Source organism: Streptomyces violens (assembly GCF_000717745.1).
Lineage (GTDB): Bacteria > Actinomycetota > Actinomycetes > Streptomycetales > Streptomycetaceae > Streptomyces > Streptomyces violens.
This window is the reverse complement of sequence record NZ_JOBH01000013.1, coordinates 57293-70494: the sequence shown is the minus strand read 5'-3', so window position 1 is coordinate 70494 and position 13202 is coordinate 57293. Positions and strand designations below refer to the sequence as shown.

Sequence of the window (13202 nt, the reverse complement as noted above, 5' to 3'; positions counted from 1 at the left end):
CCCGACGGCTCCGGGCGGCACCGGATGCCGCGCCAGACCACCGATGGACTCGACTCCCCCACCGGCCTCACCGGCATGCCGCTCTTCCGCGACGACATGATGCTCGGCCCCGACGACATCGCACTCGGCCACACGTCCGACGGCTGGGACGCCGCCGTGGTGGAGGAGCTGGAAGGGGAGCTGGCGCAGCTCCTGGAGACGGCCGAGCAGCCCGTGGTGACGCCGCAGCCCACCCCGGCCGTGCCGCCCACCCGGCACCGCAAGACCTCGTTCCTCCGCGCCCACATCGCCACCTGGACCTGGCAGCGCGTGCTGAGCCTGGTGTCGGTGACGCTGACGGCCCTGATCGTCATCGCGGTGAGCATCCTGGGCGCCCTCGCGTCCTACCCCTCGCTCCGCGCCCTGGCCGGCGGCGTCGCCCCGCGCCACATCGCCGACCTCTGGCCGCTGCTGATCTACGGCCCCTGGATCGCCGCCACGCTGTCGATCCTGCGGGCGCGCGCCTACCGCCGCCGCACCGCGCAGTCCTGGCTCGTCGTCATCTTCTTCGCAGCCGTCGCCATGCTGCTGTGCATCGCCCACACCCCGGCGACGCCGGCCGGCATCACCGTGGCCGGACTGCCGCCCGTGACCGTCCTCCTCTGCTTCCACCAGCTCGTCCGCCAGCTGGACCTCTCCCCCGCGCCCCAGGCCACCACCCGCCACGCCCAGAACACCAAGGGCGGCAGCCACCGCCAGCGCGTGGGGTCCTGAGCACCACCCGCCCGGCCGCGGGCGCCCCACCCGATACGGATACGAAAGAACCCCTGCCGGAGTTCCCGGCAGGGGTTCTGATGTCTGTGGACCTGAGGGGATTCGAACCCCTGACCCCCTCGTTGCGAACGAGGTGCGCTACCAGCTGCGCCACAGGCCCTTGCGACGAGTGAAACTCTAGCATCCTTGCGGCCGTGCTCGGAAATCGCTTCCGGCGCTGGTCAGGAGTGGCGGGTCACTCGTTCGCGGCCCGGGGGCGGTCCAGCCCCTCGTCGGCCGGAGCGGCGAACTGGTCGAAGAGCGGGGTACGGCCGCGGCGGCCGCCGGCGGGGCGGTCCCGGCCCGGCGCCGGGCGGGGGTCCGCGTCCGCGACCTGACCGGCGCCGGCCGGCGGGGCCGCGGCGGCGCCGTCCACGGGCGCGCCCGTACCGCCCGCCGTACCGGACCGCGCGGAGCTCCAGGCATCGTCGGCGGACAGGTCGACATGACCGCTGGCGCGCGGCGCCACAGGGGCGGTGACGTACGTCGGCAGCGGTACCGGGACCGGGTCCCAACCGCCCCCGTCGCGGCGGCCCCGGGGGCGCTGCGGATCGGCCCACTCCGTGTGCCCGCCCTGCTCGACAAGAGGGTGGCGGCCCGCACTCGGGGCGGGCTCGGGGCGCACCGGCTCAGGCGCGGGGCCGGCCGGTTCGGCGGGGATCTCCTCGGCGGGCGGCTGGTGGCCCGCCTGAGGAGGGCGGGCACGGCCCTCCCGCAGCCGCTGGGCCGCGGCCTCGGCCCCCCGCTGGTCCATCGTGAAGGCGAACCGGCGGCGCTCCTGGAGGCGGAGGTACACGATGTACGCGCTCAGCAGGACGGCGGGAACGCCGGGGGCCCACAGGAACGTGATGCCGCCGACCCCGGCGACGACCGCGCCGACGGTGAAGACCAGGAAGAGGACCGTGATCGTGCGGCGGCGCCGCGCGAGGACCCGGGCCCGCTTCGTGCGCTCGGCGGACGAGGGGCGGGGCGCGGGGGCGTGCGGAGGAACCGGGCCGTGCGGCTGGACGGCCGTGGGTGCGGCCTCGCGCTCCTCGGGGGCGCGGGCTTCCGCCGCGGGCGGGCGGTCCTCGTCCGCGGGCGTGCTTGCCGACCGGACGCCGGCCGCGTCGGCCTGTGCGTCCGGGTCCCGTTCCCCGCTCGCATCGTCGGCCGAGCGCCCTTCCTGCCCCTTGGCGTAACGGCGTTCCATCGCCGCCCGCCCGGACAGGAGCCGGATGGCGGTACTGAAACGCTCCGTAGGACGGGCCTCATTGAGTTCGTCCTGCCTACGGAGCCACATCGGCACCAAGTAGGCGGCCCAGGCCCCGACGATGACTGCGTAGATGAGGCCGCTGCTGCTCACGCCTCACACGGTAGAGGGGTTTGAGCGGGGCCATCCGCCAATTGAGCCGGTGTGTCGCACGATCTGGCTGATATCTCGAACTTTTTTTGTGATTGTTGCGATCAACGCACTGCGAATGTGTCGAATTGATGGATTAATTCGAACAGATTTTTTATTTGTGGGATGTCCCCGGGGTGCCCGGCTTCTCGCGGTGCCACCGGGCGAGCAGCCCGCCCGGCACCTCCTCCGCCGTCAGCGCGTAAACCAGGTGGTCACGCCAGGCGCCGTCGATGTGCAGATAGCGCGGCCGCAGCCCCTCCTCGCGGAAACCGAGCTTTTCCACCACCCGGCGGCTGGGCACGTTCTCCGGGCGAATGCACACCTCGATGCGGTGCAGTCCGACCGTACGGAAGCAGTGGTCGACGGCGAGCGCGACCGCGGTGGGCATGACACCGCGCCCCGCGACGGCCTGGTCGACCCAATAGCCGATATGGCCCGAACACATCGATCCCCAGGTGATCCCGGCGACCGTCAGCTGCCCGGCCAGTCGTCCCTGGTACTCCACGACGAACGGCAGCATCCGGCCCGCGTGCGCCTCCGCCCGCAGGTGCCGCACCATCTGACGGTAGGTCGGCCGCTGGACCGGCGGCGCACCGGGCGGTGCGGGCGGGATGGTGGCCTCCCACGGGCGCAGCCAGTCGCGGTTGCGCCGGTTGACCTCGCGCCAGGCCCGCTGGTCGCGCAGCCTTATCGGGCGGAGGGCCGTGTCGCCGTCCGCCAGCTCCACCGGCCAGGGGGCGTTCAGTGCGTACTCCCGGCCGGTCTGGGGTGGTCGCCGCCGCGGAGCTGGTCGACGGCGTGCACGAGCAGCCGCTCCAGTACGGCGAGGCCGTCGCGGACGCCCCCTGTGGAGCCGGGCAGGTTCACGACGAGGGTGCGGCCCGCGACGCCCGCCAGGCCCCGCGAGAGCGCCGCCGTGGGCACCTTGGCCAGCCCCTCGGCCCGGATCGCCTCGGGGATGCCGGGCACTTCGTAGTCCAGCACCCGGCGGGTCGCCTCCGGGGTGGCGTCGGTGGGCGAGATGCCCGTACCGCCGGTGGTGACCACCGCGTCGAAGCCGCCGGCCACCGCGTCGCGCAGCGCGGCCTCCACGGGGTCGCCGTCCGGGACCACCCGCGGGCCCTCGACCTCGAAGCCGAGCGCGGCGAGCGCCTCGGCGATGAGCGGGCCGCCCTTGTCGGCGTAGACCCCGGCGGCGGCGCGGTTGGAGGCCGTCACGACCATTGCCCGGTAGGGGCGCGGCGCGTCCGAGTGTGCGCTCATGCGCCCGCCTCCGTGCCGCTCTCGCGCACCCAGTCGCCCGACTTGCCGCCGCTCTTCTCCTCCACCCGTACGTCGGTGATGACCGCGCCCTTGTCGACGGCCTTGACCATGTCGATCACGGTCAGCGCGGCGACGGTGACCGCGGTGAGCGCCTCCATCTCCACGCCCGTACGGTCGGTGGTCTTCACCGTCGCCAGGATCTCCACGGCGTCGTCGGCCACCGACAGCTCGACCTTCACGCCGGAGACGGCCAGCGGGTGGCACAGCGGGATGAGGTCGGGGGTGCGCTTGGCGCCCATGATGCCGGCGATACGGGCGGTGGCCAGGGCGTCGCCCTTGGGGACGCCCTCGCCACGCAGCAGTTCGATCACCCGCGGCGCTACCAGGACCCGGCCGCTGGCGCGGGCCGTGCGCGCGGTGACGTCCTTCTCGGATACGTCGACCATGCGGGCCGCGCCCGCCGCGTCGATGTGGGTGAGGTGTTGCTGGCCGCTGCTCATCGTTCTCCTGGTCCGGACCGTGCCGCGCCTGTGCGACGACACCGTACCCGCAGCGGAGGACCGTCACCCGGGCAGCCGGGCGCTACGGGAGAAGCGGGCCACCCGGGGGCGGCAGCGCGCCACCCGGGCCGGCCGCCCCGCCGGAGGAGCGGCTATCCGAGAAGAACCACGTCCACCTCGTCCCCCGCGGCGACCTCCGTGACGTCCTCGGGCACCGCGATCAGGCAGTTGGCGTGCGCGAGCGCCTTGACCAGGTGCGAGCCCGCGCCGCCCACGGGGGTGACCGTGCCGGACACCGGGTCGTGGCGGCCGCGCAGGAACTGCCGCTTGCCCCGGGGCGAGGAGGTGATGTCCTGGGTGCAGCGGGCCCGCTCGGTGTACCGGTGCACGTCCTGCAGGCCCATCAGGGCGCGGATGGCCGGGCGGACGAACAGCTCGAAGGACACGTAGGAGCTCACCGGATTACCGGGCAGCGCCAGCAGCGGGGTGCGGTCCGGGCCGATGAGCCCGAAGCCCTGCGGCTTGCCCGGCTGCATGGCGAGGCGCCGGAACTCCACGCTGCCCTCCTCGCCGGAGAAGTCCGCCAGCGTCTCCTTGACCACGTCGTACGCGCCGACGCTGACGCCGCCGCTGGTGACGACGATGTCGGCGCGAATGAGCTGGTCCTCGATGGCGGCGCGCAGCGTGTCGGCGTCGTCGGCGACCGCAGCGACCCGGTAAGCGAGCGCGCCGGCGTCCCGGGCGGCGGCGGTCAGCGCGTAGCTGTTCGAATCGTGGATCTGGCCGGGACCCAGCGGCTCGCCTGGCTGGACCAGTTCGCTGCCGGTGCCCATGACCACGACACGGGGGCGCGGCCGTACCTTGACGGTGGCGCGTCCGATGGCGGCGAGCAGGGCGATCTGCGGCGGCCCGAGGACCGTGCCGGCGGCCAGCGCGGGCTCGCCCGCGGAGACGTCGCTGCCCCGGGCGCGTACATGGGCGTGCGCCTCCACGGGGCGGTGCACCCGGACCTCGCCGCTGGCGCCGGCCGGGTCGGTGCTGCGGGCGCGCATCGTGGTGGCGGGGCCGCCTCCGGTGCCGCCGTCGGTCCACTCCACGGGGACGACGGCCTCGGCACCCGGGGGCAGCGGGGCGCCCGTCATGATGCGGGCGGCCTCGCCGGGCCCGACAGGGGGCAGGTCGCCGCTGCCGGCCGCGACATCGCCGATCACGGTGAGCGTGGCGGGGTACGCCTCGGTGGCCCCCGCCACGTCGGCGACGCGGACGGCATAGCCGTCCATGGAGCTGTTGTCGAAGGGGGGCAGCGCGACCGGCACCGTGACGTCCTCGACCAGGACGCAACCCTGGGCGTCCAGCAGCTGCAGCTCGATGGGCTCCAGTGGACGGATCTTGGACAGGACGTCTTCGATGTGGTCGGCCACCGACCAGACGCGGTCGGGTTGGCTGGTCCGGTCGGTGGTGGCGCTCAAATCCCTACATCTCCTCGGTGACGTAACTGCGCAGCCAGGTCCTGAAGTCGGGGCCCAGGTCCTCACGTTCGCATGCCAGTCTGACAATGGCACGCAGGTAGTCGCCACGGTCACCGGTGTCATAGCGGCGGCCCTTGAAGACGACGCCGTGCACCGGGCCGCCGAGCGAGGAGTCGGAGGCCAGCGCCTGAAGGGCGTCGGTCAGCTGGATCTCGTTGCCGCGCCCCGGTTCGGTCTTGCGCAGCACCTCGAAGACGGCCGGATCCAGCACGTACCGGCCGATGATGGCGAGGTTGCTGGGTGCGTCGGCCGGGTCGGGCTTCTCGACCAGGTCGGAGACGGTCACCACGTCGTCGTCGCCCGTGGGGGTGGCGGCGGCGCATCCGTAGAGGCCGATCTGCGCGGGGTCGACCTCCATGAGGGCGATGACGGAACCGCCGTACTCCTCCTGGACCTGCACCATGCGCTGCAGCAGCGGGTCCCGGGGGTCGATCAGGTCGTCGCCCAGGAGGACGGCGAAGGGCTGGTCGCCCACGTGGGGCTCGGCGCACAGGACCGCATGGCCCAGACCGCGCGGGTCGCCCTGCCGTACGTAGTGCATCGTCGCGAGGTCGCTGGACTCCTGCACCCGGGCGAGCCGGGACTGGTCGCCCTTGCGGCTGAGCGCCTCTTCGAGCTCGTAGTTGCGGTCGAAGTGGTCTTCCAGGGGGCGCTTGTTGCGTCCGGTGACCATCAGGACGTCGGAGAGCCCGGCCGTGACGGCTTCCTCCACCACGTACTGGATGGCCGGCTTGTCGACGACCGGCAGCATTTCCTTCGGGGTCGCCTTGGTGGCGGGCAGGAAGCGGGTGCCGAGACCGGCCGCCGGGATGACAGCCTTACGGATCCGAGTACGCGATTCAGTCATGCGCCACACGATAACCGGAGCTTTGTGGCGGATCATGATTGTCCGGTGAAAAGCGCATGAGAGTGGAGCAAGGGCGCACAGTGACCACGAACGACGCTAGGAAACGCGGGTTGCGGCGAGACCTCATCGAGGTGAGGAACTCGTTGCCCCTGAGTGACGTATCGGCGGCCGGATCGGTTCTGTCCGAGCGAGCGCTGCAGCTCAGGGAGTTGGCCGAGGCCCGGACGGTCGCCGCGTACGTGTCGATCGGCCGCGAGCCGTCCACCCGTGCGCTGCTGGAGCGGCTGCGGGCGGCGGGCGTGCGCGTACTGCTGCCGGTCCTGCTGCCGGACAACGACCTGGACTGGGCGGCGTACGAGGGCCCTGAGCGGCTCATGAAGGCCGGACGGGGGCTGCTGGAGCCCGCGGGGCCCCGGCTCGGTCCCGAGGCCGTCACGGACGCGGGAGCGGTGTTCCTGCCGGGTCTGGCGGTGGACCGGCGGGGCCTGCGGCTCGGGCGCGGGGGCGGCAGTTACGACCGGGTGCTGGCGCGGCTGGAACGCGCCGGTGCCACGCCCGCGCTGGTGGTGCTGCTGTACGACGGCGAGGTCCTGGAGGAGGTACCGGTCGATCCGCACGACCGGCCGGTGCAGGCGGCGGTGACGCCGTCGGGCGTGCACCGGTTCACGGAGCGCCCCGCGGGCGCCTGAGAACGCCGATCGCCGGGCGGTCCCGTCTTCGGGGACCGCCCGGCGATCGTTGCGCACCGGCTACCGCGTCACGGCGACAGCGTCAGCGTGTCCTTCGTCGCGGCCTTGACGGCCTTCTCCGAGAAGGCCCACGGCAGCAGTTCGCCCTTGACCCACTTGCCGGTCTGGTCGTCGTAGTGCGCGTTGTACGCGTGCCCCGAGGCGCCGGTGAGGTTGATCCAGCGCGACTTGTCGAGGTCCGCGAGGTTGACGACCATCCGCATCGAGGGCACCCAGACGACCTGGTAGCCGCCGGCGGCGTTCCAGCCGGTGGCGTTCACGGCCGCCTCGCCGCCGCCGAGGTTCCAGGGGCCGCGGTTGAACAGGCCCTGCAGCATGCCGGGTCCGTCCGTGCCGAGCGTCTGGTTCTTCAGCGTGAGCTGGTGCAGACGGCCCCAGCTCCAGGTGTTGATGTTCTTGCCGAGCTTGGCGGTCAGCTCGTAGCGCGCGTCCTGCATGGCGTGCGCGAGGAGCTGGTCGCGGTTCTTGTCACCGGGGCGGCCCGGCTTGTCCTCGGTCTTCCACCAGTCGTTGCCGGGGTCGTCGAGGATCTTCCGCACGACCTCGTACCAGCGGTCGCCGCCGTCGGGCTGCGCGGAGTCCTTGGCACGCTCACCGCATTCGCGGACCCACTTCTGCAGGTCGTCGGCCGGCCCGGTCTCGTCGGCCGGGTGGACCGTCAGGCACTGGCCGTCGACGCGCAGCTCCTTGGGCATCTTGTCGCCGAAGGCCAGCTTCAGGGTGTTGCGCCAGACCGCGTTGAAGTAGGCGGCGGCCGCCGAGTCGGACTCCTGGGTGTAGTTCCAGCCCTCCAGGAGCTGCTGGGCCTCGCGGACGTACGGGTCCTTGATGTCGAGCTTCAGCAGGTACGGCGTGAGCAGTTCGGCGATCTCGCTGCTGTTGTCCAGCTGCATGGTCTGCATGTCATGCGTGGAGATCTTGCCGCCGTCCTTGATCTTGGACTGGATCAGGTCGTTGATCCGCTGGCTGCGCGCTCCGTAGCCCCAGTCCCGGGTGATCAGGTACGGGTACTTGTCCTGATCGATCACGGCCTGGTTGGCGGTGACGATGTAGCCGCTCTTGGGGTTGAGCTCCCAGGGCAGCGCGGACTGCGGGATGTAGCCGGTCCACCGGTACTCCGGGTCCCAGCCCGGCGCGGGCAGCGAGCCGTCGCCCTTGCCGCGTACGGGGATGCGGCCGGGCGCCTGGTAGCCGATGTTGCCCTTGGTGTCGGCGTAGATGAGGTTCTGCGACGGCACCTCGAAGTGGTGCGCCGCCTTACGGAACTCGTCCCAGCCGGAGGCCCGGTTCATTTCGAACACGGCATCCATGGAGCGGCCCGGGGAGAGCGCGGTCCACTTCAGGGAGATGGCGTAGCCGTCGCCGCGGTCGGGCGCGGCGTTGCCCACGGGGGCGTCCTTGCCGACCTTGGCCAGCTCGTCGTCGCGGTCGGAGACCACGGGCCCGTTGTTGGTGGACCGTACGGTGATGGTGCGGCTGGCGCCGCCGGCGACCTTGATGGTCTCCCTGCGGGTCGTGAAGGGCACCTCACGGCCGTCGTACAGGTAGCCGTTCTCGCCGACCTTCTCCAGGTACAGGTCGGAGACGTCGGCCCCGAGGTTGGTCATGCCCCAGGAGATGTCCTGGTTGTGGCCGATTATCACGCCCGGCATCCCGGAGAAGGTGAAACCGGAGACGTCGTAGTTGCACTGCGGGCTCTTCGTACGGCAGTGCAGGCCCATCTGGTACCAGAGCGAGGGCATCTGCGGCGCCAGGTGCGGGTCGTTGGCCAGCAGCGGCTTACCGGTGGTGGTGTGCTTGCCGGAGACGACCCAGGAGTTGGAGCCGATGCCGTTGCCGTTCGGACCGAGCAGCGCGGGCACTTCGTCCAGGGTGTTGGAGAACGCCGAGAGCTGGCTCTGAAGGGACTGCGCCGCGCCGGCCGCGCTTCCGGACTGCGTGCTGCTCGCGGTGGCCTCGGGGTCGAACTCCTTGGCCCCCGGGTCGACGGCGCCGCCCTGCACGATCGGCTTGTTGCGGTCGTACGGGTAGGACGGGTAGAGCTCGGCGATCTGCTTCTGGGAGAAGCGGCTGGTCATCAGGGACCGGTCGATCTCGTCCTGCATGTTGCCGCGCAGGTCCCAGGCCATGGCCTTGAGCCAGGCCACGGAGTCGGCCGGCGTCCACTTGCCCGGCTTGTAGTCGTTCTCAAGGCCGAGCGCCGCGTACTCCAGGGACAGCGCCGAGCCTTCGTGGTCCTTGAGGTAGGCGTTGACGCCGGCCGAGTAGGCGTCGAGGTACTTCTTCGTGCTGTCCGACAGCTTGGTGTCGTACTCCTTCTGCGCGGTGTCGTGCCACCCGAGGGTGCGCAGGAAGGAGTCGGTCTTCACCTGGCTCTTGCCGAACATCTCCGAGAGCCGCCCGGCCGTCATGTGGCGGCGGACGTCCATCTCCCAGAAGCGGTCCTGTGCCTGGACGTAGCCCTGGGCGCGGAAGAGGTCCTCATCGGAGTCGGCGTAGATCTGCGGGATGCCGTTGCCGTCCCGCATGACGTCCACGGGGCTGGACAGGCCGGGCATCTTCAGGGACCCGGTGGTCTCCGGGTAGGAGGCGCGGACCGTGCTGACGCCCCAGAACGTCCCGTAGCCGACGCCCGCCACGAGCAGAAGCACGACCAAGATGACGACGAGGCGGGCGCGCCGCCCCTTTTTCTTCGGAGCGGGGCCGGACTTGTTGGCGGGCATCTCTGTCCTTCGAGGGGCAGGGTGGGAGTGCTGGAGCAACCATAGGCGCACCGGTTCGGCGACCCCTACGCGGAGTCACCACCAAGGGCTCCGACATTCAAGTAATGGTAAATTGTTAGGGTCAGTAACTAGATACGGTAAGTAAAAATCCGGGGAGCGTTCGCCCGGAGAGTCACCTGGAAGGACCCGGCCCCTGACTGTCGACCGCCTCAACGAACTCCTGCTGGTCTGCTCTTTCGTACTGCTCATCGCCGTGGCGGCCGTACGGATCTCCTCGCGCAGCGGGCTTCCCAGCCTGCTCGTTTACTTGGGGATCGGCGTCGCCATAGGGGCCGACGGCATCGGAGTCGTCTTCGACAACGCCGAACTGACCCAGATCCTGGGCTATGCCGCGCTCGTGGTGATCCTCGCCGAGGGCGGTCTCGGTACGAAGTGGAAAGAAGTCAGACCGGCGCTCCCCCAGGCCGCGTTGCTCTCCACCCTCGGTGTCGCGGTGAGCGTGGGGGTCACCGCGGCCGGCGCGCACTATCTGGTCGGGCTGGAGTGGCGGCAGGCGCTCCTCATCGGCGCGGTGGTCTCCTCCACCGACGCCGCGGCGGTCTTCTCGGTGCTGCGCAGCGTCCCGCTGCCGTCCCGCCTCACGGGCGTCCTGGAGGCCGAATCGGGCTTCAACGACGCCCCCGTGGTCATCCTGGTCGTCGCGTTCTCCACGGCGGGCCCGGTCGAGCACTGGTACGTCCTGATCGGCGAGATCGCCCTGGAGCTGGCCATCGGCGCCGCGATCGGCGTCGCGATCGGCTGGCTCGGCGCGTACGGCATGCGGCACGTGGCTCTGCCGGCCTCCGGCCTGTACCCGATCGCCGTCATGGCCATCGCGGTCTCCGCGTACGCCGCGGGCGCTCTCGCGCACGGCTCCGGCTTCCTCGCGGTCTACCTGGCGTCGATGGTCCTCGGGAACTCCAAGCTGCCGCACTCCGCGGCCACTCGCGGCTTCGCCGAGGGGCTCGGCTGGCTCGGCCAGATCGGCATGTTCATCCTGCTCGGCCTGCTCGTCACGCCGCACAACCTCGGCGACGACATCCTGCCCGCGATCGTCATCGGTCTGATACTGACGCTGATCGCCCGCCCGCTGTCCGTACTGCTCACCCTGCGGCCGTTCCGTATGCCGTGGCGCGAGCAGACGCTGCTCTCGTGGGCGGGACTGCGCGGCGCCGTACCCATCGTGCTGGCGACGATCCCGATGGTCGGCGAGGTCCCCGGGAGCGAGCGCGTCTTCAACATCGTGTTCGTGCTCGTGGTCGTCTACACCCTCGTGCAGGGCCCGACGCTGCCCTGGCTCGCCCGGCGGCTGCGGATCGGCGACAGCGAGGAGGCGGCCGACCTCGGTATCGAGTCCGCGCCTCTGGAGCGCCTGCGCGGCCACCTCCTGTCGACGGCGATCGGCCCGAAGTCGCGGATGCACGGCGTGGAGATCGCCGAGCTGCGACTGCCGGCCGGTGCCGCGGTCACGCTGGTCGTCCGGGACGGCACGAGCTTCGTACCGTCACCCACGACCGTTCTGCGGCGCGGCGACGAGCTTCTGGTCGTGGCGACCGACCCGGTGCGGGACGCGGCCGAGCGGCGCCTCCAGGCGGTCTCCCAGGGCGGCAAGCTGGCGGGCTGGCTGGGCACGGGCGGGGCGTCGGCGCCCCGGAGATGAGGGCGGCCGCGCCTCCTCCGGAGGCGGCGGTCAGCACCTCGGCGCACTGCGCAAGCCTCCGTTCGATCCCAGGTGTGGGACAGATCTCACCACGCCGATCGCAGGCTGCGACCCCCACTCGCCTGTAGCATTGAAGAAGCAATGCACGACACCCACTCTGCCTGATGCAGAGCTGGCGCGACCGCTCGGCGGCCGCGGTCCCCTGCGTACGCAGCCACCTCTCAGGTGCGGACCCGGTATCACTCGGTCCAGCGCGAGAGGACAGCTCTCGGCGCGCTCTCCGTGATCACCTCACGGGCGCGTCACCAGGCGGCGGAAAGGCCCGGCCGTGGCATCCACGGTCCAGAACGCTTCGACGGCCCACGACGAGTCGCAGCACCCCGAAAGCGCTCCCGCGGGCGGCCCCTCCGGCAAGCGCCCCGGATACGGACAGCTCCTGCGCACCCCCGGAGCGTGGACCTTCGTCCTGCCCGGCTTCCTGGCCCGGCAGCCCTTCGCGATGCTCACCATCGGCATCGTCCTGCTCGTCCAGCACACCACCGGCTCGTTCGGGATCGCGGGCGCGGTCTCCGCGGCGACCGGCATCTCCATGGCGCTGTTCGCCCCCCAGAGCGGCAAGCTCGCCGACCGCTTCGGGCAGCGTGCCGTGCTGCTCCCCGGTGTCGCTGTGCACGCCGTCTCTGTGGCGGCGCTGCTCACCCTTGCGCTGCTGGACGCGCCTCTGTGGGCGCTGCTGGTCGTCGCCGTCCCTACGGGAGCCTCGACGCCGCAGGTCGGCCCGATGGTGCGCGCACGGTGGGCGGCACGGCTGAGCGACAGCCCTCTGATGTCGACCGCGGCCGCCTTCGAGTCCGTGACCGACGAGTTCACCTTCGTGGTGGGCCCGGTGCTGGCGACCGCGCTGTGCACGAGTGTCCACCCGGCGGCCGGTCTGATCGCCGAGGCCGTCCTGACGCTGGCCGGCGGCCTGCTCTTCGCGGCGCAGCACCGTAGCCAGCCGGCCGCGCACCGTACGAAGGAGGGCGGCGAGGCGCGCACCTCGGCCCTCTCGATCCCCGGCGTGCGGGTCCTCATCGCGGTCTTCCTCGGCATCGGTTCGGTCTTCGGCGGCATGCAGGTCTCGCTGACGGCGTTCACGGAGTCCATCGGGCAGCCGGGCATCAACGGCGTGCTGTACGGGATCTTCGCGGGCGGCAACATGACCGCGGGCATCGTGTGCGGCGCGATCGCCTGGAAGGTCGGCCCGCGCCGCCGGCTGCTGGTCGCCTACGGGCTGCTGGCGCTGGCCACCACCCCGCTGTGGGCCCTCACCGCGGTACCGCTGCTGGGCCTGACCGGCCTGGTGGTCGGCCTGTGCATCGCACCGGCCCTGATCACCGGCTACACCCTGGTCGAGTCCCTGGTGCCGGCCTCGGCCCGTACGGAGGCGTTCACCTGGCTGACCGGTGCCGTGGCACTGGGCCAGGCCGCGGCCGCCACGACCGCGGGGCAGCTCACCGACCGCTTCGGTCCCAGCGCCGGATTCTTCGTGCCGCTGGCCGGTACGGCGCTGGCCTTCCTGGTGCTCGCGGCGCTGCGGGGACGCCTGATTCCGCCCGGTACCGGGCGGATCGCGGCACGTGGGGTCGGTCACCGTACGCCGGTCACAGTGGACTGAAGCGCCGGAATACTGCACTATGGATCGTCGTTAGCACTCATTGAGTGAGAGTGCCAGGA

At 71.5% G+C, this 13202-nt stretch carries 11 protein-coding genes and 1 tRNA gene; 4 read left to right on the top strand and 8 right to left on the bottom strand.

Annotation, left to right across the window (positions count from 1 at the left end):
- Nucleotides 1-24: 24 nt before the first annotated feature.
- A complete protein-coding gene (locus IF04_RS36750; protein ID WP_078600780.1) occupies nt 25-753 on the top strand; it encodes a DUF2637 domain-containing protein in 729 nt (242 codons plus the stop codon).
- Nucleotides 754-840: 87 nt separating this feature from the next.
- On the opposite strand, the gene IF04_RS0124750 is transcribed toward IF04_RS36750, so the two are convergent.
- From IF04_RS0124750 to galU, 7 genes are all read right to left on the bottom strand, one after another.
- A tRNA-Ala gene (locus IF04_RS0124750) sits at nt 841-913 on the bottom strand.
- A 75-nt stretch (nt 914-988) separates the two neighbouring features.
- On the bottom strand, nt 989-2137 hold the full coding sequence (sepX, locus tag IF04_RS0124745; RefSeq protein ID WP_030261938.1) for a divisome protein SepX/GlpR: 1149 nt from the start codon (nt 2135-2137) through the stop codon (nt 989-991).
- Between the two features lie 151 nt (nt 2138-2288).
- Nucleotides 2289-2903 (bottom strand): GNAT family N-acetyltransferase, encoded by a 615-nt coding sequence (locus IF04_RS0124740; protein WP_037960591.1) that lies wholly within the window; start codon nt 2901-2903, stop codon nt 2289-2291.
- A 14-nt stretch (nt 2904-2917) separates the two neighbouring features.
- Entirely contained in the window at nt 2918-3439 is a 522-nt protein-coding gene (locus tag IF04_RS0124735) for a MogA/MoaB family molybdenum cofactor biosynthesis protein (RefSeq protein WP_030261930.1), read from the bottom strand.
- Nucleotides 3436-3939 (bottom strand): cyclic pyranopterin monophosphate synthase MoaC, encoded by a 504-nt coding sequence (moaC, locus tag IF04_RS0124730; RefSeq protein ID WP_030261927.1) that lies wholly within the window; start codon nt 3937-3939, stop codon nt 3436-3438. The genes IF04_RS0124735 and moaC overlap by 4 nt, the downstream gene beginning before the upstream one ends.
- Before the next feature lie 152 nt (nt 3940-4091).
- Complete coding sequence (gene glp / locus IF04_RS0124725; protein WP_030261924.1) at nt 4092-5408, bottom strand: molybdotransferase-like divisome protein Glp; 1317 nt, start codon at nt 5406-5408, stop codon at nt 4092-4094.
- A gap of 4 nt (nt 5409-5412) precedes the next feature.
- The gene (gene galU, locus IF04_RS0124720) at nt 5413-6315 is read right to left on the bottom strand and encodes a UTP--glucose-1-phosphate uridylyltransferase GalU (RefSeq protein ID WP_030261921.1); all 903 of its coding nucleotides are present in this window, start codon (nt 6313-6315) and stop codon (nt 5413-5415) included.
- Between the two features lie 56 nt (nt 6316-6371).
- On the opposite strand from galU, the gene IF04_RS0124715 reads away from it, so the two are divergent.
- Nucleotides 6372-7004: a 5-formyltetrahydrofolate cyclo-ligase gene (locus tag IF04_RS0124715; RefSeq protein ID WP_051831536.1), complete on the top strand. Its 633-nt coding sequence runs from the start codon at nt 6372-6374 to the stop codon at nt 7002-7004.
- Nucleotides 7005-7072: 68 nt separating this feature from the next.
- On the opposite strand, the gene IF04_RS0124710 is transcribed toward IF04_RS0124715, so the two are convergent.
- On the bottom strand, nt 7073-9787 hold the full coding sequence (locus IF04_RS0124710) for a penicillin acylase family protein (RefSeq protein ID WP_030261916.1): 2715 nt from the start codon (nt 9785-9787) through the stop codon (nt 7073-7075).
- 193 nt (nt 9788-9980) lie between these two features.
- On the opposite strand from IF04_RS0124710, the gene IF04_RS0124705 reads away from it, so the two are divergent.
- Nucleotides 9981-11486, top strand: coding sequence for a potassium/proton antiporter (locus IF04_RS0124705; protein ID WP_037960580.1), 1506 nt, complete (start codon nt 9981-9983; stop codon nt 11484-11486).
- A gap of 436 nt (nt 11487-11922) precedes the next feature.
- Nucleotides 11923-13143 (top strand): MFS transporter, encoded by a 1221-nt coding sequence (locus tag IF04_RS0124700; protein ID WP_051831557.1) that lies wholly within the window; start codon nt 11923-11925, stop codon nt 13141-13143.
- Nucleotides 13144-13202 lie beyond the last annotated feature (59 nt).

Bases quoted from the DNA above. Each gene is read 5' to 3' on its own strand.
- IF04_RS36750 (WP_078600780.1), top strand. From the start codon at position 25: ATGCCGCGCCAGACCACCGATGGACTCGACTCCCCCACCGGCCTCACC.
- IF04_RS0124735 (WP_030261930.1), bottom strand. From the start codon at position 3,439: ATGAGCGCACACTCGGACGCGCCGCGCCCCTACCGGGCAATGGTCGTG.
- moaC (WP_030261927.1), bottom strand. From the start codon at position 3,939: ATGAGCAGCGGCCAGCAACACCTCACCCACATCGACGCGGCGGGCGCG.
- galU (WP_030261921.1), bottom strand. From the start codon at position 6,315: ATGACTGAATCGCGTACTCGGATCCGTAAGGCTGTCATCCCGGCGGCC.
- IF04_RS0124715 (WP_051831536.1), top strand. From the start codon at position 6,372: ATGAGAGTGGAGCAAGGGCGCACAGTGACCACGAACGACGCTAGGAAA.
- IF04_RS0124710 (WP_030261916.1), bottom strand. From the start codon at position 9,787: ATGCCCGCCAACAAGTCCGGCCCCGCTCCGAAGAAAAAGGGGCGGCGC.